Origin of the sequence: Bradyrhizobium sp. ARR65, assembly GCF_000472385.1 — a bacterium.
In the GTDB taxonomy this organism is placed as follows: Bacteria; Pseudomonadota; Alphaproteobacteria; order Rhizobiales; family Xanthobacteraceae; genus Bradyrhizobium.
Map to the genome: position 1 here is coordinate 1 of NZ_AWZU01000016.1, position 19,487 is coordinate 19,487.

A 19,487-nucleotide genomic window follows, 5' to 3' on the forward strand; every position below is an offset into this window, starting at 1 on the left:
AATTTCCTGCCGGTCGGCGACACCCAGGCGCTGCGGGCGATGCCGACCATCGGCTTCGAATACCGCTATCCCTTCATCAACGTGGAGCCGTGGGGCTCGACGACGATCGAGCCGATCGCCCAGGTGATCGTGCGCCCGAACGAGACCTATGCCGGCAAGCTTCCGAACGAGGACGCCCAGAGNCTGGTGTTCGACACCTCGAACCTGTTCAGCGTCGATAAATTCTCCGGCTACGACCGCGTCGAGGGCGGCGGCCGCGCCAATGTCGGCGTGCAGGCGACGACGCAGTTCGACCGCGGCGGCACCGTCAAGGTGATGTTCGGCCAGTCCTACCAGCTGTTCGGGCTCAACTCCTTCGCGGTTCAGGACGCGACCAATACCGGCCTCGATTCCGGCCTGGAGCGGACGGCCTCCGACTATGTCGCCAGCGTCGATTATTCGCCCAACCGCACCTACACCTTCAGCGTCCGCTCCCGCTTCGACGAGCAGACCTGGAACGTGCAGCGCTTCGAAGCCGAAGCGCGCGCCAACTTCGATCGCTGGTCGGTGAGCCTGCTGTACGGCAATTACGCCGCACAGCCGGACCTCGGCTACCTGACCCGCCGCGAAGGCATCCTGGGCTCGGGCTCGATCAAGGTCGCGGCGAACTGGGTGGTGACGGGCGGTGCGCGCTGGGACCTCGAGGCCAACAAGATCAACCAGTACACCATCGGCGCGGGCTATGTGGACGACTGCTTCGTGCTGGCAGCCAACTACATCAGGTCCTACAACTATGCGACCGCCTCGTCGCCGCCGGTCCTCAACGAGGCTTACATGCTGCAGATCGGACTGCGGACGATCGGAAACGTTTCCATTCCTTTGCCTTAGGGTGGACGCGCGCGAACATGTTTGCGGCGCCGCCTGCTCGCCCATTTCCATCAGGTCATTAAGCGGCCTACGTGATAGCGACGATACCGGCCGATGATTGCGATGTGAACCACCTCACACGACCATGCCGGGATTTCAGCTACCCTCGAGCCCGTTGAGCGAGTGCCGTGCTCTATCTGCAGAATCTGGAGAGTGGCATGTGCAAGATCAGGACCTTTGCAATCCTAGCAGTGATGCTCGCCGGGGCCTTGGCCGTCACACCGGCATCGGCCTGTCCGATCGGTTATGCCAAGTGCGGGATGGCCTGCTGCCCCGGACGCTGACCGACGCTGACCATTGAGAAGCGCGCGAGAGCCTAGGCAAGCGCGCGGACCCAGGAGGCGATCATGCAAACAATCACAGTGCTCGCACTTGCTGCGACGTTAACCACGGCGGCCGCCGCTCCGGCCGCGTACTATCTGACAGCGCCCAGCGAAGATCCGCTTGCCGACACCTTGCGCGACTATGGCTTCGTCCCGATCCGTCCGCCGTCCAACCTGATGCATGTCGGATCGCTGTACTACGTCGATCCGGAGGTGAAGCACTTCAACGCGATCTGCGATGCCGATCCGGCCGACCTGGAGGGGCAGGTCGTCTCCTCGCGAAGCTGGGAGATGCAGCAGAGCCTGGAGACACGGGGGCGCTTCGCCACCGGCGTGAAGGTCGACCTCGGCTGGCTGCTGAACGGCGGCACCGACAAGGACTATGTCGTGAACGTACGCTCGTCGCTGACGGACGTCGTCCTGGAGGAGATTCCGCTAGGCCCGAACTGGTCCATCTTCGCCAAGATGATGGAGAAGCCGCAATGCAGCCAGGTCGCGATGCAATATATCCATGTCGGCGGCTATGTCTGCCAGGGGCAGAAGATCCTCAAGGCCACAGCCGAGTTCAAATTGGACCGCGACGCTCAGAGCAGGCTGGAGGCGAGCGCGACCGCCAAGGCCGAAAAAGTCAAGGACATCGTCAAGCTCGCGGTGGAATCGCAGAGCGACCAGAGTGTGATCGACAAGGAAGGTCGGCTGCTTGCAGGCGCCGCATTGGAATATGGCGTCTCGATGAACCCGATCTGCCTCGCGCCGCCGGACGGCCGCTTCCAGCGCATCCTGCCGCGGACGAAACTGGGCCGCATGGAGAACTTCGTTCTGTTCAATATCATCGAGCCGATCCTGCCAGGGCACGATCGTGTAGACGTGGCGCAGGGCTCACGGGATACGCAGCGAACTCAGCAAGGCACCGGGCGGCAGACCGCGCTGAACCGATAGCGCAACCGGCCGCCTCTGCACTTGATGCGCGGGTGCACTAATCTCGGTCGAGTGATTTGCTCGCCGTCGGCCTGATGCTCGTGTCTGCACCGCCAGCCCACGCGGCGGCCGAACTTGCTGCTTGGGCCGCCTGATCGGCCGCCAGGCTCGTATTCCATCTCGCAGCGATGATGCGGCGGCCTGAGACGTTGTTCGACGCATTCGATGCCAACCAGACAACGGGCGCCGCCATGATTTCAGGAGGCAGAAGCGCTTTGGGATCTCCAACATCCGCTGCCATGCGGGTCGCCGTCGGGCCGCCCGGCAGCAACACATTTGCCGTCACGCCCGTAGAGCTCAACGACGTCGCGAGCGCTGCAACGAAGGCCTCATCCGATGCTTTGGTCATTCCGTACATGACGTGGCTGGGCCGCAGCATCGTATCGAGACTGGTGCTGATGAAGACAATTCTTCCCCATCCGCGTTCAATCATGCCGGGTACGACCAGGCGCGTCAGATTGATCGGGGCAAAAGTGTTGATCTCGAACAGCCGGCGCATCTGAACCGACGTGACGTCGAGCGGATGCCCTGCCGGCGGGTTGGGAATGCCTGCGTTGTTGATCAGGATATCCACGCGCCCGAATGTCGCGACGGCCGCATTGAAGAGCACGGAGAGCTGTCGTTCATCTGACAGATCGGCGGTTGCGACTGCCGCACGATTGCCCGCCCCGCTCGCTCTTCGCGTTTCCTCAAGTGAAGCCGCGTCCGTTGACGTCAGAAATACGCTGTGACCGGCCTCGAGCAGGGCCAATGTCATCACCCGGCCAAGACCTCTGCCTGCGCCTGTTATCAAAGCCACACGCATGATCGTTGCTGTCCTGCGGAGGGTGGACGACTTGCGATCGCCCGCACATTGATCGCGACAAGCAAACGACGGTTGCGACCAAAACCAAGCATCTTGGCATCGGTTCCTGTTCCGATCTCTTCACAAGTGGAACGCCGCTGTCGATGCGTGGCACCGCCCGCCCATTTCTCGCCGCCATTATCATTCACGGAACTTGCGAGGGGCTGGTCCCATGGCTGGCGGTTCCCCCAAAGGGTTTTCTGTGTGATCGTCCCACCTTTACTGCAAGATGAGATCGTTGTGTCCCGCCGCAGGCTTCTGGGCGGGCTTTCGTCGCTCGCCAGCGTGCTCGCGCTCGGCGGATGCGCCGGCTTGAGCGCAACGGGTGCGCAGTTCGATGCTTCATCGCTCTCGGTCCAGCCCACATTGCTCGTCGCAACCACGCGCAATCGGGTGAACGGCGGGCGTGCGAAGCCCTGGTTCGGGCCGGAGCGCGCGTCGACTATGACGGTCGCGCGAGCGAAACTGGTGCCGCCGGACGGCGGCCGTCTCTCGCTCGCCGCGGTCGGACTTGCGGATTGGCGTATTGACGACGTCGAACCCGAGCCGGGAGAGGTTAGCGATCTTCTTGCGCAAGCCGGCGGTGGAGGAGACGTCCTGATTTACGTGCACGGCTTCAAACAAACCTTCGAGACAGCCGCGCTCGATGCCGCACGCCTCTCAGACGGAATCAAGTTCCGCGGCCGGACGATGGTCTTCTCCTGGCCGTCCAAGGCGGGGCTGTTCGATTACGGCTACGACCGCGACAGCGCGATGTGGTCCCGCGACGCCTTCGAACGCGTGCTCTCTTCGATCGTGTCGACCGCCGGCACCGGCCGCCTCCACATCGTCGCGCACAGCATGGGAACCATGCTGGCGCTCGAAAGCCTGCGTCAGCTCTACGCGCGCTATGGCGACACTGTGACCGGCAGGATCGGCGCCGTGGTTTTCGCCGCGCCCGATATCGACATGGACGTGTTCTCGTCGGCGGTCAGCAGCATCGGTCCGCTCGCCGGCAAGATCACCGTCATCAGCGCAACGAACGATCGCGCGTTGGCGCTGTCGGGGCGGATCGCGGGTGGAATGACCCGCGTCGGCGCCGCCGAGAAGGCTGCCATCGAGCGGCTCGGCGTGCGCGTGATCGATGCGTCCGATGCGGGCTGGGGCATCATCAACCACGATTTGTTTCTGTCGAACGAGGAAGTCCAGCGGGTCATTCGCCGCGCGATCGATACGACGGCCGCGTAATCCCGGTCTCGTGCATGCCAGAACCTCTCTTGAGCTTCTCCTGACCTGCAATCCCCGGAGTTGGTTTGGTGAGCGAGCGGATGGACCCCTTCTCGAATCCTGAGGCCGTGGCCCGGTACGCCGAAGGGCCGCCACGAAACGTGCCCGGCTACTACGCCATGCAACGCATGACCACGCTTCTGCTTGCAGAGCGTGTTCCGGAGGATGGCCGAGTGTTGGTCGTCGGGGCCGGCGGCGGACTGGAGTTGAAGGCGTTTGCCGAGGCCCATCCGGGTTGGATGTTCGACGGCGTTGATCCCAGTGCCGAGATGCTGAAGCTGGCCCAACGGACCCTGGGACCGCTCGCCTCGCGCGCGACCCTGCATCAGGGCTACATCGACGATGCGCCGATCGGGCCGTTCCATGCCGCGAGCTGTCTTCTGACATTGCACTTCCTGACTCTCGAGGAACGACGACGTACGGTGGCCGAGGTTTACCGCCGTCTGAAGCCTGGCGCGCCCTTCGTGGTCGCACACCTCAGCCTTCCGCAAGGTGAAGAGCGCGCGCTTTGGCTGTCGCGATACACGGCGTTCGTGGTCGCCTCCGGCGGCGATCCCGACAAGGCGGCGAATGCCCGCGCCGCGATTGACACGCAGCTAACCATCCTCACGCCAGAGCAGGACGAGGCAATGTTGCGTGAAGCGGGCTTCTCGAATGTCGGCCTGTTCTATGCCGGCTTCACCTTCCGCGGCTGGGTTGGCTACGCCTGATGCGATCTGACGCGATCGTCGATGACCTGCGCTATCGAGCGGGCGCACCCGCAAGGACTGGCTCTGGTTAAATCGGAAAGAGGAAGATTTGGTCCAAAGGACCGCAACCGGTCGCGGCGCGTGGTCGTTATCGCCCCTCATATTCGGCCCAGCAGTCCGCCGTCTCATAGACCCGAACAGCGGAGAGCGGCCGAAGACTCGGCTTCAAGCGCTCCCATATCCAAATCGCGATGTTCTCGGCGGTCGGGTTCTCAAGCCCCTCGACGTCATTCAGGCATCTGTGATCCAACGCGCCCACGATGTCGGCGAAGCATCGTTCGACGTCGAAGAAGTCCACGACGAAACCGGTGCGCGGATCCACCGGTCCGTTCAACTGAACCTCGACCCGGTAGGAATGACCATGCAGTCGGCTGCAGCGGTGCGTCTCGGGCACGTTTGGCAGCCGATGTGCGGCTTCGAATCTGAATGCCTGCGATATCTTCATCTGGTTCCTGACACGGCGCGCCCGATCCGCGGCCTGCGACCGGCAACCAGATGCTGCACTGTTGACCGGCATCGAAGAATGGCGCGCCCGGAACGATTCGAACGTCCGACCCTCAGATTCGTAGTCTGATGCTCTATCCAGCTGAGCTACGGGCGCGTTTTTCGCATCTGGTGGCGGGCGGTGAAGGCCCGCTTGCAATCCGAGATCAGGTCGGAAGGCCGCGAAAGCGGTCCTCTAGCTAGCGGCTTCGGTCCCAATTGGCAAGGTCCGTGAGGAGCTTTTGCGAGCCATTTTGCGCGGTCATTCCGGGGCGCTCGCGCCGGCGGGCAACCCCAAAACATCGAGATTCCGGGCTCGATGCTGACGCATCGCCCCGGAATGACGGGATAAACGTGAAGGAGTCTACGCCCTCGCCCGCTCGTTGCGGATGGACAGGAGTTCCACCGGACGGTCGGGGATGACGATCCGGAAGGTGGCGCCGATGGTGCCCTCGACGAGCTGGATGTTGCCGCCATGGGCGCGGACGAGTTCGGCGGCGATCGCCAGCCCCAAGCCGCTGCCGCCGGGCCGGCCCGAGGTCTGGAAGGCCTCGAACAGATGGTCCCGCGCCTTTTGCGGCACGCCGGGGCCGGTGTCGGACACTTCCAGGATGGCGACGGCGCCCTCGCGCCGGCCGCTGACGCGGATCTGCATGGGGCGATCGCTGTTCGGGTTGCTCTCCAGCGCCTGCGCCGCGTTGCGCACTAGGTTGAGCAGCACGCGAAAGAGCTGGTCGGGATCGGCATCGACCGCGAGCCCGCGCTCGATCGCCGTGATCCAGGTGATCGAGGCGTCGCTGGCGAGCCCCGCGGTTTCGCGGACCTCGGCCACGATCGGCTCGACCGACATCATGCGGCGGTCGGGCGCGGCCTCCTGCACCCGGCCATAGGACAGCGTCGACTGGCAGAACGCGATCGCCCGCTCCAGCGAGCGCATCAGTTTCGGCGCAAAGCGCTGCACCCGCGGATCCGGCACGCTGGCCATCTGGTCGGAGATGAGCTGGGCGGAGGCGAGCAAGTTGCGCAGGTCATGGTTGATCTTGGACACCGCCAGCCCGAGCGCGGCGAGCCGGCTCTTCTGATGCAGCATCGAGACCAGGTCGCGCTGCATGTCGGACAGTTCGCGCTCCGCTACCCCGATCTCGTCGCCGCGCTGGCTCGGGACGATGATGCGTGCCGAGCTTTCGGGGTCTTCGTGAAAGCCGACCAGGCTTGCGGTCAATCGCCGCATCGGCCGCACGAACAGGAAATGCAGGGCAAGATAGACCAGCGCTGCGGTCAACACCGCGATGATCAGCGACACCACGACGAGATTGCGGGAGAAGCGGAACATCGCCTGCCGCAGCGGCTGCTCGTCCGTCACTACCTCGATGAATTGCGCATCTCCCGATGCCGGGCCGATAACGCGGATCACCTCATGGCCGCTTTCAAGCATCATCTCAAAGGAGCCGGTGATCGCCGACCACACCGTCATCTCCCGCATGTCGATATCGTGGTCGATTGCGGCCGGAAGGTCCGCGCTGGCGAGCAATCGCCGCTGCTGGCCCATCTTGATCGCAACCGCGCGCGCCTGGATGCTCCTGAGAATCTGCCGGGCCAGCGAATCCGGCACCATGCCCAAGGGCGCCGCATCCAGCACCAGCGCCGCGGTGTTGGCCGCGGCGAGGCGGTCGTTCAGCCGATTCATCCAGAAGTTGGCGATCGCGGGCACATAGATCAGCACTTCCGCGATCATCACCAGCGGAATGGTCAACAACAGCAGCTTGCCCGAGAGGCCGAGCCGGCGTGGCGGTCTTGGCCGGGGCACCTTCGTGGTCGGCTGGTCGGCGGTCGCTGACACGCTATATTCGCCTCTGCTGCCCTGCACAACAATGCGACCCGCCCCAATATCGGTCAAATTACGGATCGCTCATGTGCCCGAGCCCGACGACATTGCCTCGAATTGTCGTCGCGCTCTATCTTTTTGTTCGAATCTTTTTGTGCGAGCACGATGTTCTTCGGGAAGACCGGTTCCCGCCTTTGCTGATCGTGCCCGGTAAGTTCCGTGATGTATGTCCCGAGCCGGCTCTCTGCCAGCTCAACCCGAAAACACCGAAAAATCCATTATATTCGAGTTTAATGACTCAGTTCCAGCCGGTTGCACCCAGCCTGCCTGTGGCATCCGGCGCGATTGACGAATGTGGGTCGCTCCCGTATAAGCCGCGCCAATCGTCCGCGATGCCCTTGGATATTACCGGGGCCGGCCCCTCCGGGCCGGAAGCGGCCCATTTTGGGCCCTTAAGCATTGCCGGACTTCATCTCTCAACTCTTACAACAGGCAAATTGCCCGGTCAGCGGAGAACGACCCGTGAAGCGGACTTATCAACCCAGCAAACTGGTGCGCAAGCGCCGTCACGGCTTCCGCGCCCGTCTGGCCACCACCGGCGGCAAGAAGGTTTTGGCCGCGCGCCGCGCCCGCGGCCGCAAGCGCCTGAGCGCCTGAGCTTTTAGGGCGTCAGCTTCAGGGCATTCCTGCCGGAGATCCATCCATGGAGCGGCTGAGGCAGCGGGCGGACTTCCTCGCCGTTGCCAACAATGGCGCACGGGTCAACACAGCCGCGTTCACCGTGCAGGCCAGGCGCCGCGACGATCAGGGGCCACCCCGGATCGGCTTTACGGTCAGCAAGAAGAACGGCACCGCCACCGAACGCAACCGCATCCGACGCCGGCTCCGCGAACTGGTCCGGCGAATCGATGACGTAGCGCCCGACGACATTGCGCCGAATAAGATGGCGCTGCGGCCGCACAATGATTATGTGCTCATCGGCCGACGGCCTGCGCTCTCGCGCGATTTCAAAACCATGCTCGACGATCTCCGCACTTCGCTGGATCGTCTCGACCGGCAAACCGCCAAAGCCCGTCCTTAAGAACCGGATTGGATGAGATTTTTGACTGATGACCGATAATCGCAACACCATCATCGCCATCGTCCTGTCCGGCCTGGTGCTGATCGCCTGGCAATATTTCTACAACATCCCGCAGATGGAGCGGCAGCGCGCGGAAAGCCAGAAGCAGGCCGAACTCGCGAAACCGACGCAGCCGAGCCCGACGGCCTCGCCGGCTACGCCATCAACCCCGCCGCAGACCGGTCACGCGCCTTCTGCGGCGCCTGCTGCCAGCAATGCGAATGCTCCTGCGGTGAGCCGCGAAGCCGCGCTTGCGGCCGCCCCGCGCGTCAAGGTCGAAACGCCGAGCCTGGAGGGGAGCATTTCGCTGAAGGGCGCGCGGATCGACGACCTGTCGCTGGTGAAGTTCCGCGAGACGGTCGATCCCCACTCGCCGCCGATCGTGCTGTATTCGCCCTCGGGGACCGCAGACCCCTATTATGCGGAGTTCGGCTGGGTGCCCGCAGCCGGCTCGTCCGCGAAGCTGCCCGACCAGAACACGGTGTGGCAGCAGGAGAGCAAGGGCGACCTCACCCCGACCAATCCGCTGGTGCTGAAATGGGATAATGGCGAGGGCCTCAGCTTCCATCGCACGATTTCGATCGACGACCGCTACCTCTTCACGATCAAGGACGATGTCAGCAATAGCGGCAATGCGCCGGTCACGCTCTATCCCTACGCACTGATCTCGCGCCACGGCACGCCGCCGGTGTCGGGCTATTACATCCTGCACGAAGGCCTGATCGGCTATCTCGGTGATGAGGGCCTGCAGCAATTCACCTACAAGAAGATCGACGAGGCCAAGTCGGTGGGCTGGAAGATCACCAATGGCTGGCTCGGCATTACCGATAAATACTGGGCCTCGGCGCTGCTGCCCGACATTCATGCGCAGTTGCAGGCCCGGTTCTCGTCGAACCTTCTCAACAATGTCAGGACCTATCAGACCGATTATCTGGAGGATCCGAAGACGGTTGCAGTCGGCGGCACTGCCAGCGCCTTTACCCGGCTGTTTGCCGGCGCCAAGGAGGCCAGCGTCGTCGGTCTCAATTTCCCGGTCTGGGGCTTCGGCGGCTACAACCGCGAGCTCTCGCTCAACCACTTCGATCTCTTGATCGACTGGGGCTGGTTCTACTTCATCACCAAGCCGATGTTCCTGGCGCTGGACTTCTTCTACCGCCTGTTCGGCAATTTCGGCATCTCGATCCTCCTGGTGACGGTGATCGTCAAGCTGCTGTTCTTCCCGCTCGCCAACAAGTCCTACGCCTCGATGGCGAAGATGAAGTCGGTGCAGCCGCAGCTCCAGGCGCTCAAAGAGCGCTATCCCGACGACCGCGTGAAGCAGCAGCAGGAGATGATGGAGATCTACAAGAAGGAGAAGATCAATCCGGTCGCGGGCTGTCTTCCGGTCGTGATCCAGATTCCCGTGTTCTTCTCTCTGTACAAGGTGCTGTTCGTCACTATCGAAATGCGGCACGCGCCGTTCTACGGCTGGATCAAGGATCTCTCCGCCCCTGATCCCACCAACCTGTTCACGCTGTTCGGGCTCATTCCGTTTGATCCGACGCAGATCCCCGTGTTCGGGCATTATCTCGCGCTCGGCATCTGGCCCATCATCATGGGCATCACGATGTGGTTCCAGATGAAGCTCAACCCGGCGCCGCCGGACCCGACGCAGAAGATGATCTTCGACTGGATGCCGTTGATCTTCACCTTCATGCTGGCCGGCTTCCCGGCGGGCCTCGTGATCTACTGGGCCTGGAACAACACGCTCTCGGTCATCCAGCAGAGCTTCATCATGCGCCGTAACGGCGTGAAGGTCGAACTGTTCGACAACCTCAAGGCCACGTTCGCGCCGAAGAAGGCGACATAGGCAGTATTTCCGTCATTGCGAGCGAAGCGAAGCAATCCAGGGCCACCGCAAAGGTTCTGGATTGCTTCGTCCGCTTCGCTCCTCGCAATGACGAGGGGGTGAGAGCCTTCGCATGACCACCGAGCCCGATGCGGAGCTGATCGAAGCGGGGCGGACGCTGTTCGCCGGCGAATGGCGCTTCGTTTACGCCGCGCCCTCGATCGCGGTGCTGCCGCCGATGGGCCCCACCGAGGTCGCCTTTGCCGGGCGCTCCAATGTCGGAAAATCCTCGCTCATCAACGCGCTGACCGGCCGCAACAACCTGGCGCGCACCTCCCACACGCCCGGCCGCACCCAGGAATTGATCTTCTTCGAGGGGCCGCAAAATGCCGGGCTGCGCCTGGTCGACATGCCCGGCTATGGCTATGCGCAGGCGCCGAAGGCCAAGGTCGCGGCATGGACCGCGCTGATCCACAAGTTCCTGCAGGGCCGCGCCTCGCTCGCACGGGTCTATGTACTGATCGATGCGCGACACGGCTTGAAGGATGTCGATCAGGACGTGCTGAAGACGCTGGACAAGGCTGCCGTGAGCTATCAGCTCGTCCTTACCAAGGCGGACCAGATCAAGGCCACCGAACTGCATGCACGCATCAACGAGACGGAAGCGGCCCTGGCCAAACATCCTGCCGCCTTTCCGCAAGTGCTGGCGACGTCTTCACGCTCAGGTGCCGGGATGGCCGAACTACGTGCCGCCATGGCCCGCCTGCTGCAGGAACGCGGGCAGTGAGTAGCGCCTGTCGCATTCTCGTCATCCTGGCCGGCGTCATGGGCGCCGATGGCGTGATTCTCGCCGCCCTGTCGGCGCATGGCGGCAATGCCGCGCTGCTTGCGCCCGCCTCCTCCATGCTGCTGTTTCATGCCAGCGCCGTCTTGGGAACGGTGGCGCTTGCCGAGCGCGGCCTCGTTCATCCCAAGCCCGGCCTCGTTGCCGCGCTCGGCTTTGTGCTGGCAGCCGTCCTGTTCGCTGGCGATTTGACGATCCGGCAATTTGCCGGGCACAACCTGTTTCCCTATGCAGCGCCGACCGGCGGCACGCTCCTGATCCTGAGCTGGCTCCTGCTCGCGGTGGCGGCCGCTTGGCCGCGCCGCGCGTGACACTTTGCGCATAGCCCGCCAATCGGATAGAAACCGGCCCGAGTTTCCGCCTCCCGCCCGCGAGATCCATTGATGACCGACGTGCCCGACATCAGCCCGCTCGATCAGGCCCGAATCCTGTCCGAGGCGCTGCCCCATATGCAGCAATATGACGATGAGACGATCGTCATCAAATATGGCGGCCACGCCATGGGCGCCGAAGACACGGCGCGCGCCTTCGCGCGCGACATCGTGCTTCTGGAGCAGACCGCGATCAATCCGGTGGTGGTCCATGGTGGCGGGCCGCAGATCGCGACCATGCTGAAGCGCCTCGGCATTCAGTCCGAATTCGCGGCAGGCCTGCGCATCACCGATGCCGCCACGATCGAGATCGTCGAAATGGTGTTGGCCGGATCGATCAACAAACAGCTCGTCGGCTACATCAACGAGGCCGGCGGCAAGGCGGTCGGCCTCTGCGGCAAGGACGGCAACATGGTCACCGCGGTGAAGGCGAGCCGCACCATGGTCGATCCGGGCTCGCATATCGAAAGAGTGGTCGATCTCGGCTTTGTCGGCGAACCTGAGAAGGTCGATCTGACCCTGCTCAACCAGCTCATCGGCTATGAGCTGATCCCCGTGCTGGCGCCGCTGGCGACCTCGAAGAGCGGACAGACCTTCAACGTCAATGCCGACACTTTTGCGGGCGCCGTCGCCGGCGCGCTCAAGGCCAAGCGGCTCTTGCTGCTCACCGACGTCCCCGGCGTGCTCGACAAGTCGAAGAAATTGATTCCGGAGCTCTCGGTGAAGGAAGCCCGCAAGCTGATCGCCGACGGCACCATTTCGGGCGGCATGATCCCGAAGGTCGAGACCTGCATCTACGCGCTCGAACAGGGCGTGGAGGGCGTCGTCATCATCGACGGCAAGACGCAGCACGCCGTCCTGCTCGAACTGTTCACCAACCAGGGCACCGGTACGCTGATCCATAAGTGACTGCGCGCAACCATCTCACCGCGTCATGGCCGGGCAAGTGGCGGACCTCCCGTTCTCTTCGGAAGTCCACGCTGCTCGCTCTGCCGGTGATCGTCTCGTTTCTCGCCTCCTCGGCACCCGCTTCGGCGGACCTCAAAATCTGCAGCCGCATGAGCTATGTGGTGGAGGCTGCGATCGGCATCGATGAGAAGGCGGCGACCGCCACGCGCGGCTGGTTCCGGATCGATCCGGCGGCGTGCCGTGTGGTGGTGCAGGGCACGCTCTCGGCCGACCGCATCCTGCTTAATGCCCGCGCGCTCGGCGTCTACGGTGCCTCGCCGCTGCCGCAGAACGGCACCGACACGCTGTGCGTTGCGTCCGGCAATTTCGTCATCGCCGCCGCGCGTGAGTGTCGCGCCGGCCAGACGCCGGCGCGCTTCACGCAGGTCACGCCGACGCAGACGGATGACGGCAATCTGGTCGCCTATCTCGCCGAAGACTCCGAATATGATGACGAGCAGGCGCGGCTCGCCGCGATCCAGCGGCTGCTGGTGATCGCGGGCTATGACGCCGCGCCGATCGATGGAGTCGACGGACCCAAGACGCAGAGCGCACTCGCCGCCTTCTTAAAGAGCCGCGGGCTTTCGCCCGACGTGCTGCAGTCGCCGAACTTCTTCACGACCATGATCGATGCGGTACAGTCGCCCTCGCCCACCGGGCTCACCTGGTGCAACGACACCCAATACAAGGTGATGGCGGCGGTCGCGACCGACGACGGCAAGAGCGTGGTCAGCCGCGGCTGGTATCGCGTCGATCCCGGCAAGTGCCTGCATCCCGATGTCGCTGGCCAGCCCAGGCAGATCTATAGTTTTGCCGAGGCCGTCGATGCCGACAACCGCACCATCAAGATCAACGACAAGCCGCTGAACTGGGGCGGCGCTAAGCAGCTTTGCACCCGCGAAAACAAGTTCGAAACCAACGAGCAGGGCGATTGCGCCGGCCGCGGCTTTTCCGCCACCGGCTTTACCGTGGTCGACATGTCCTCTGGCGGCAAGACCATCCGCTTTGCGATGCCCTGATGAAAGTTGTGACGCTGTCGTCCCGGTTTTTACCGTCGTCCTGGCGAAGGCCAGGACCCATAACCACAGACCTTCGTTGTTTCAAAAGCAGCAACCCGCCGCGTGCCCCGTTCAGAAATTACGCGGTATGGGTCACGGCCTTCGCCGGGACGACTGGATGAGAGAGCGATGCCGCTAGCTGAAATCACGCACCGCACCTTCGATCATGTCGACACCTGGGTGTTCGACCTCGACAACACGCTCTATCCGCATCACGTCAATCTGTGGCAGCAGGTCGACGTGCGCATCCGCGACTATGTCAGCCGCTGGCTGAATGTCTCGCCTGACGAGGCGAGGCGGATCCAGAAGGACTATTACCTGCGCTTCGGCACCACCATGCGCGGCATGATGAGCCTGCACGGGGTCAGCGCCGACGACTACCTCGCCTATGTGCATCAGATCGATCATTCGCCGCTCGAGCCCAATCCCGCGATGGGCGCGGCGATCGCAAAGCTTCCCGGACGCAAGCTGATCCTGACCAACGGCTCGGTCGATCATGTCGACAAGGTGCTGGAGCGGCTGGGGCTATCGGGCCATTTCGAGGCGGTGTTCGATATCATCGCCGCCGAGCTCGAGCCGAAGCCGGCGCCGCAGACCTATGAGCGATTTCTCAGGCTACACGACGTCGATCCGGCGAAAGCGGCGATGTTCGAGGATCTCGCCCGCAACCTCGTCGTGCCGCATCAGCTGGGCATGACCACAGTGCTAGTGGTGCCGGACGGCACCAGGGAGGTGGTGCGCGAGGATTGGGAGCTGGAGGGGCGCGACGCCTCGCACGTGGATTACGTTACTGACGATCTGACGGGCTTTTTGGAGGGGCTGGCGAAACAAAAAAGTTAGCCGTCGCCCTGGCGAAAGGCGCCACTTTCTCCGTCATGGCCGGGACAAGCCAGGTCAACCCCGGCCATGACGACCCTACGCTTGACTCCTCCCTGCCAAATCCCGAAAAACGCCTCCCGCCTGCCAAAACGATCCAGGAACACCCGATGTCTCTCTCCGCCCTCGAATCCACCATCAATGCCGCCTTTGACGCGCGCGACGGCATTTCGACCGCGACCAAAGGCGAGGCGCGCGAGGCTGTGGAGAGCGCACTCGAGTTGCTCGACAAAGGCGAGGCGCGCGTCGCAGAGCGCGAGCCAAGCGGCAAGTGGAAGGTCAACCAGTGGCTGAAGAAGGCCGTGCTGCTGTCGTTCCGCCTCAACGACATGAGCGTGATCCCCGGCGGGCCCGGCAGAGCGTCGTGGTGGGACAAGGTGCCCTCCAAATTCGACGGCTGGGGCGAGAACCGTTTCCGCGATGCTGGCTTTCGCGCGGTGCCCGGCGCGATCGTGCGCCGCTCCGCCTTCATCGGCAAGAACGTTGTGCTGATGCCGTCCTTCGTCAATCTCGGTGCCTATGTCGATGAGGCCACCATGGTCGACACCTGGTCCACGGTCGGCTCCTGCGCCCAGATCGGCAAGCGCGTGCACATCTCCGGCGGCGTAGGAATCGGCGGCGTCCTGGAGCCCTTGCAGGCCGAGCCCGTGATCGTCGAGGACGATTGCTTCATCGGCGCCCGCAGCGAGGTCGCCGAAGGCGTGATCGTGCGCAAGGGCGCGGTGCTTTCGATGGGCGTGTTCCTGGGCGCCTCCACCAAGATCGTCGATCGCGAGACCGGCGAGATCTTTGTCGGCGAGGTACCGGAATATGCAGTGGTGGTGCCAGGCAACCTGCCGGGAAGGCCGCTGAAGAACGGCGAGCCGGGCCCTTCCACCGCCTGCGCGGTGATCGTCAAGCGCGTCGACGAGCGCACCCGCGCCAAGACCAGCATCAACGAGCTGTTGCGGGATTAGGGTTAATCTCGCTGCGAAACCCGTCAGCCTGAGGAGCGCGCGACAGCGGGCGTCTCGAAGGACGACGGCCCGGCTTCTCGCAGCGGGGGCCGATTCATCCTTCGAGGCTCGCTCCGCTCGCGCCTCCAGCGACAAACAGCAAAGCCGTTTGCGCGGGGATGACGGAACGAGTGCATCTCTCTGGTCTGGCCCGCCGCTGCTGCGGCATGTTAAGCCGGAGGCATGACCGATGCCGTTTCCATTGCCCGCGATCTGATCCGCTGCCCTTCCGTCACTCCGGCTGACGCCGGGGCGCTCGGCGTTCTTGAAAAACTTCTGAAAGAGGCCGGCTTTGCGGTGCACCGCGTCACCTTCGGCGAGCCCGGCACTGCCGACATCGACAATCTCTATGCGCGTATCGGCGATAGCGCGCCGCATATCACCTTCGCCGGCCATACCGATGTGGTGCCACCGGGCGACGAGGCCGCCTGGAGCGTCAGCGCCTTCTCGGGCGATGTTAAGGGCGGTTTCCTCTATGGGCGGGGCGCCGTGGACATGAAGGGCGGGATTGCCTGCGGCGTCGCCGCGGTGCTCGGCTATCTCAAAGACAACAGCGGCAAGCCCAAGGGCTCGATTTCTTTCCTGATCACCGGGGACGAGGAAGACCTTTCGGTCAACGGCACCGTCAAGCTCCTGCAATGGGCCGCCGCGCGCGGCGAAAAGTTCGATCATTGCGTGCTGGGCGAGCCTTCCAACCAGGAGGTGATGGGCGACTGCATCAAGATCGGCCGCCGCGGCTCACAATCCGGTACGCTTTACGTCGAGGGTCAGCAGGGCCATGTCGCCTATCCGCATCGCGCCCATAATCCCGTGCCCGACATTTCGCGGCTGATCGTGGCGCTCTCGGACGAGCCGCTCGATCGCGGCAGCGCGCAATTCCAACCCTCGAACCTGGAGTTCACCTCGGTCGATGTCGGCAACACCGCAACCAATGTGATTCCCGGCCAGGCGCGCGCCAGGTTCAACATCCGCTACAACGACCTGCATACCCAGGAGTCCCTGCGCAAGCTGGTAGAAGAGCGCGTAGCGAAAGCGGCGGGCAACCGCATCCGCGCGCGCATCGAATGGCAGCCGTCGAACTCCAATGTGTTTTTGACGAAGCCCGGCCCCTTCACCGACCTCGCGGTCGCCGCGATCGAGGAGATCACGGGGCGCAAGCCGGAGCTCTCCACCACCGGCGGCACCTCAGACGCACGCTTCATCGCGAGCTACTGCCCGGTCATCGAGTTCGGCCTGGTCGGCCAGACCATGCACCAGATCGACGAACGCGCCGCGGTCGCGGATATGGAGAAGCTGACGAAGATTTATCGCGAGATCTTGGATCGGTATTTTGGGTAGCCAACTATCATCGTCTGCGAAGGCGGACGATCCAGTACTCCAGAGACGCTGATTAACCGAGAGGCCGCAGGTTACTGGATATCCCGCCTGCGCGGGGCATGTCGGCAATTGCTAATACTCCACCCGCACCAGATATAGCCCCTCCGGCGGCGCGACCGGGCCGCAGGCGGCGCGGTTCTTCGCTGCCAGCGCTGCGGCCAGATCATCGGCGCTCCAGCGGCCCTCGCCGACCCAGACCAATGAGCCCACCATCGAGCGCACCTGGCTGTGCAGGAAAGAGCGCGCCGAGGTCACGACGCTGATATCGTCGCCCTCGCGCGTGACATCGAGCTGGTCCAGCGTCTTCTCCGGCGACTTCGCCTGACATTCGGTGTCGCGGAAGGTGGTGAAATCGTGCTTGCCGACGAGCCGCTGCGCGGCCTCATGCATCGCGCCCGCATCGAGACGACGCGGCACGCGCCAGACGCGGCCGATATCGAGCGCGAGATTGGCTCGCGTGTTCTTGATGCGATAAAGATAATGCCGCTTCCTGGCGGAGAAGCGCGCTTCGAAAGTATCGGGGACAATCTCGGCCGCGAGCACCGCGATCGGGTGGGGACGCAAATGTGCGTTCAGCCCATCACGCAGACGGTCGGGCGTAAAGGGTTTTGCGATGTCGCAATGCGCGACCTGGCCGAACGCATGCACGCCGGCATCCGTGCGCCCCGCACCATGGACGCGAACAGCCTCGCCGCACATCGCCGCGACCGCAGCTTCCAGCGCGCCCTGCACCGACAGCGCATTGTCCTGTAGCTGCCAGCCGCAGAAGGGCGCGCCGTCATATTCGATGGTGAGCTTGTAGCGGGGCATCGCCTGATCGGTCTCGGTTGTCATTGCCGGGCTTGGCCCGGCAATCCATCGCGTTTCAAACCCCTTTTCTTATCGGATGGATGCGCGGGTCAAGCCCGCGCATGACGGTTTGGATGTGCGACAGCGACGCTAATGAAACCGCACACCCGGCTTCAGCGGCGTGCCGCGCAAGAACTCCGCAGCCTTCATCGGCGCCTTGCCGGCGCGCTGCAGCTCGGTGATGCGGATTGCACCTTCGGCGCAGGCAATGGTGAGTTGATCGTCGAGCACCGTTGCCGGCGTGGCCGAACCTTCCGCGAGCAGGCAGCGCAAGATCTTGATCCGCGCCGGCGCGCCTTCCAGCGAGACCTCGCTCCAGGCGCCGGGAAAGGGCGACAGCCCGTGGATATGGCGCAGCACCGCGCGGGCCGGCTTGTTCCAATCGATCCTCGTTTCCGCCTTGTCGATCTTGGCCGCGTAGGTCACGCCCTCGCTCGGCTGCGGCGTGAGTTGCAGCTGGCCGCGCTCGAGCGCGCCCATGGCGCGCACCATCAGATCGGCGCCTAGTCGCGACAGCCGATCATGCAGATCGGCAGCGGTCATCTGATCGGTAATCGCCACGCGCTCGGCCATCGCGACGTCGCCGGTGTCGAGCCCCACATCCATCTTCATCACCATCACGCCGGTCTCGGCATCGCCTTCCATGATGGCGCGGTTGATCGGCGCGGCGCCGCGCCAGCGCGGCAGGAGCGACGCGTGGAGGTTGAAGCAGCCGCGGGCCGGCGTATCCAAAATCGCCTGCGGCAGGATCATGCCGTAAGCCACGACCACCGCCGCATCGGCTTTGTGCGCGCGAAACTGTTCCAGCGCCTCCGAGGTCTTCAACGTCGATGGCGTGAACACGGGAATGGCAAGCCGCCGCGCCTCCTGCTCCACCGGCGTTGCCTGCAGCCTCATGCCGCGCCCGCCCGGCTTTGGCGCCCGGGTATAGACGGCCGCGATGTCATGGCCGTGAGCGGCCAGTTCCAACAGCGTGGGGACCGAGAAGTCCGGCGTACCCATGAAGATCAGGCGCAGGGGCATTGCTCAACTGCTTCAGTTTTTCTCGTCATGGCCGGGCCTGTCCCGGCCATCCACGTCTTTGCTTCCGGCTGGAAAGAAAGGCGTGGATGCCCGGGTCAAGCCCGGGCATGACGACTGGGGGAATTCCTACTCCCCCGCGCGCTTGGCGGCCTTGGAAAATTTTTTCTCCACGCGGTCGCGCTTTAACCTCGAGAGATAGTCGATGAACAGCACGCCGTTGAGATGATCGATTTCGTGCTGGATGCAGGTCGCAAACAGCCCCTCGGCATCCTCCTCATGCACGTTGCCGTCGAGATCGGTGAAGCGCACGCGCACGCGCGCCGGCCGCTCGACCTCTTCGTAATATTCGGGGATCGACAGGCAGCCTTCTTCGTAAACGGACTTCTCTTCCGAAGAGGACAGGATTTCCGGATTGATGAAGACGCGCGGCTCGTGCCTGGTCTCACCCTCCTCGCTCTTCTTGGCGAGATCCATGGTGATCAAGCGCAACGGTTCCGCGACCTGGATCGCGGCCAAGCCGATCCCGGGGGCGGCATACATGGTCTCAAACATGTCGTCGGCAAGCTTCCGGATCTCCGGGGTCACTTTTTCGACAGGTTTGGACACGAGCCGGAGCCGCTTGTCCGGCAGGATGATGATTTCTCTTAGGGCCATGCGCGCGATTTAGGCCCTCGGCCTGTGGCGGTCAATGTGCCGCGGAACCGCTTAGCCTCCTGCCAACCGCGAAATTTAGCGCGGCATTAACCATAAAACTTTACCTCCTATTTACCATACATGTTCTCTCTTCGTTCGCTTCGGCTCGCGAATCGGCTAGAGAGGACCGC

Annotated in this window: 20 protein-coding genes and 1 tRNA gene; 14 read left to right on the forward strand and 7 right to left on the reverse strand. The window is 63.6% G+C overall.

What is annotated here, in order from left to right:
* Together F758_RS0118485 and F758_RS0118490 are read left to right on the forward strand one after the other, a co-directional pair.
* Nucleotides 1-867 (forward strand): LPS-assembly protein LptD (locus F758_RS0118485; protein WP_024509256.1); only part of this gene is annotated, 867 nt, incomplete at its 5' end.
* A gap of 386 nt (nt 868-1,253) precedes the next feature.
* Entirely contained in the window at nt 1,254-2,168 is a 915-nt protein-coding gene (locus F758_RS0118490) for a hypothetical protein (protein WP_157450065.1), read from the forward strand.
* Nucleotides 2,169-2,205: 37 nt separating this feature from the next.
* On the opposite strand, the gene F758_RS46550 is transcribed toward F758_RS0118490, so the two are convergent.
* Nucleotides 2,206-3,012 carry an SDR family oxidoreductase gene (locus F758_RS46550; protein WP_084305500.1) on the reverse strand — a complete coding sequence of 269 codons (807 nt, stop codon included), beginning with the start codon at nt 3,010-3,012 and terminating at the stop codon, nt 2,206-2,208.
* Nucleotides 3,013-3,291: 279 nt separating this feature from the next.
* Here F758_RS46550 and F758_RS0118500 point away from each other — a divergent pair, with 279 nt between their 5' ends.
* Both F758_RS0118500 and F758_RS0118505 read left to right on the forward strand, forming a co-directional pair.
* A complete protein-coding gene (locus tag F758_RS0118500; protein ID WP_245286530.1) occupies nt 3,292-4,278 on the forward strand; it encodes an alpha/beta hydrolase in 987 nt (328 codons plus the stop codon).
* Nucleotides 4,279-4,358: 80 nt separating this feature from the next.
* Nucleotides 4,359-5,027 carry a class I SAM-dependent methyltransferase gene (locus F758_RS0118505; protein WP_035722418.1) on the forward strand — a complete coding sequence of 223 codons (669 nt, stop codon included), beginning with the start codon at nt 4,359-4,361 and terminating at the stop codon, nt 5,025-5,027.
* Nucleotides 5,028-5,154: 127 nt separating this feature from the next.
* Here F758_RS0118505 and queD read toward each other — a convergent pair whose 3' ends face one another.
* From queD to F758_RS0118520, 3 genes are all read right to left on the reverse strand, one after another.
* The gene (gene queD / locus F758_RS0118510; protein ID WP_024509261.1) at nt 5,155-5,511 is read right to left on the reverse strand and encodes a 6-carboxytetrahydropterin synthase QueD; all 357 of its coding nucleotides are present in this window, start codon (nt 5,509-5,511) and stop codon (nt 5,155-5,157) included.
* A gap of 79 nt (nt 5,512-5,590) precedes the next feature.
* Nucleotides 5,591-5,667, reverse strand: a tRNA-Arg gene (locus F758_RS0118515).
* 246 nt (nt 5,668-5,913) lie between these two features.
* On the reverse strand, nt 5,914-7,389 hold the full coding sequence (locus tag F758_RS0118520) for a sensor histidine kinase (RefSeq protein ID WP_024509262.1): 1,476 nt from the start codon (nt 7,387-7,389) through the stop codon (nt 5,914-5,916).
* A gap of 507 nt (nt 7,390-7,896) precedes the next feature.
* Between F758_RS0118520 and rpmH the strand changes: the two genes are divergently transcribed.
* From rpmH to dapE, 10 genes are all read left to right on the forward strand, one after another.
* Nucleotides 7,897-8,031, forward strand: a complete 135-nt coding sequence (gene rpmH, locus F758_RS0118525; protein ID WP_024509263.1) for a 50S ribosomal protein L34 — start codon at nt 7,897-7,899, stop codon at nt 8,029-8,031.
* 46 nt (nt 8,032-8,077) lie between these two features.
* Complete coding sequence (gene rnpA, locus F758_RS0118530) at nt 8,078-8,455, forward strand: ribonuclease P protein component (RefSeq protein WP_024509264.1); 378 nt, start codon at nt 8,078-8,080, stop codon at nt 8,453-8,455.
* A gap of 28 nt (nt 8,456-8,483) precedes the next feature.
* Entirely contained in the window at nt 8,484-10,343 is a 1,860-nt protein-coding gene (yidC, locus tag F758_RS0118535; protein ID WP_024509265.1) for a membrane protein insertase YidC, read from the forward strand.
* A gap of 112 nt (nt 10,344-10,455) precedes the next feature.
* Nucleotides 10,456-11,109, forward strand: coding sequence for a ribosome biogenesis GTP-binding protein YihA/YsxC (gene yihA / locus F758_RS0118540; RefSeq protein WP_024509266.1), 654 nt, complete (start codon nt 10,456-10,458; stop codon nt 11,107-11,109).
* A complete protein-coding gene (locus F758_RS0118545) occupies nt 11,106-11,477 on the forward strand; it encodes a DUF423 domain-containing protein (protein WP_024509267.1) in 372 nt (123 codons plus the stop codon). Before yihA ends, F758_RS0118545 begins: the two co-directional genes overlap by 4 nt.
* Before the next feature lie 72 nt (nt 11,478-11,549).
* Complete coding sequence (argB, locus tag F758_RS0118550; protein WP_024509268.1) at nt 11,550-12,446, forward strand: acetylglutamate kinase; 897 nt, start codon at nt 11,550-11,552, stop codon at nt 12,444-12,446.
* 71 nt (nt 12,447-12,517) lie between these two features.
* Nucleotides 12,518-13,504: a DUF1036 domain-containing protein gene (locus tag F758_RS0118555; RefSeq protein ID WP_035722444.1), complete on the forward strand. Its 987-nt coding sequence runs from the start codon at nt 12,518-12,520 to the stop codon at nt 13,502-13,504.
* Between the two features lie 168 nt (nt 13,505-13,672).
* A complete protein-coding gene (locus tag F758_RS0118560; protein WP_035722420.1) occupies nt 13,673-14,383 on the forward strand; it encodes a pyrimidine 5'-nucleotidase in 711 nt (236 codons plus the stop codon).
* 146 nt (nt 14,384-14,529) lie between these two features.
* On the forward strand, nt 14,530-15,375 hold the full coding sequence (dapD, locus tag F758_RS0118570; protein ID WP_024509271.1) for a 2,3,4,5-tetrahydropyridine-2,6-dicarboxylate N-succinyltransferase: 846 nt from the start codon (nt 14,530-14,532) through the stop codon (nt 15,373-15,375).
* Nucleotides 15,376-15,597: 222 nt separating this feature from the next.
* Nucleotides 15,598-16,752, forward strand: coding sequence for a succinyl-diaminopimelate desuccinylase (gene dapE, locus F758_RS0118575; RefSeq protein ID WP_024509272.1), 1,155 nt, complete (start codon nt 15,598-15,600; stop codon nt 16,750-16,752).
* Between the two features lie 111 nt (nt 16,753-16,863).
* On the opposite strand, the gene truA is transcribed toward dapE, so the two are convergent.
* The 3 genes from truA to def form a co-directional block, all read right to left on the reverse strand.
* Nucleotides 16,864-17,601, reverse strand: coding sequence for a tRNA pseudouridine(38-40) synthase TruA (gene truA, locus F758_RS0118580; RefSeq protein ID WP_024509273.1), 738 nt, complete (start codon nt 17,599-17,601; stop codon nt 16,864-16,866).
* Nucleotides 17,602-17,730: 129 nt separating this feature from the next.
* On the reverse strand, nt 17,731-18,663 hold the full coding sequence (gene fmt, locus F758_RS0118585; RefSeq protein ID WP_024509274.1) for a methionyl-tRNA formyltransferase: 933 nt from the start codon (nt 18,661-18,663) through the stop codon (nt 17,731-17,733).
* A 126-nt stretch (nt 18,664-18,789) separates the two neighbouring features.
* On the reverse strand, nt 18,790-19,317 hold the full coding sequence (gene def / locus F758_RS0118590; protein WP_024509275.1) for a peptide deformylase: 528 nt from the start codon (nt 19,315-19,317) through the stop codon (nt 18,790-18,792).
* Nucleotides 19,318-19,487 lie beyond the last annotated feature (170 nt).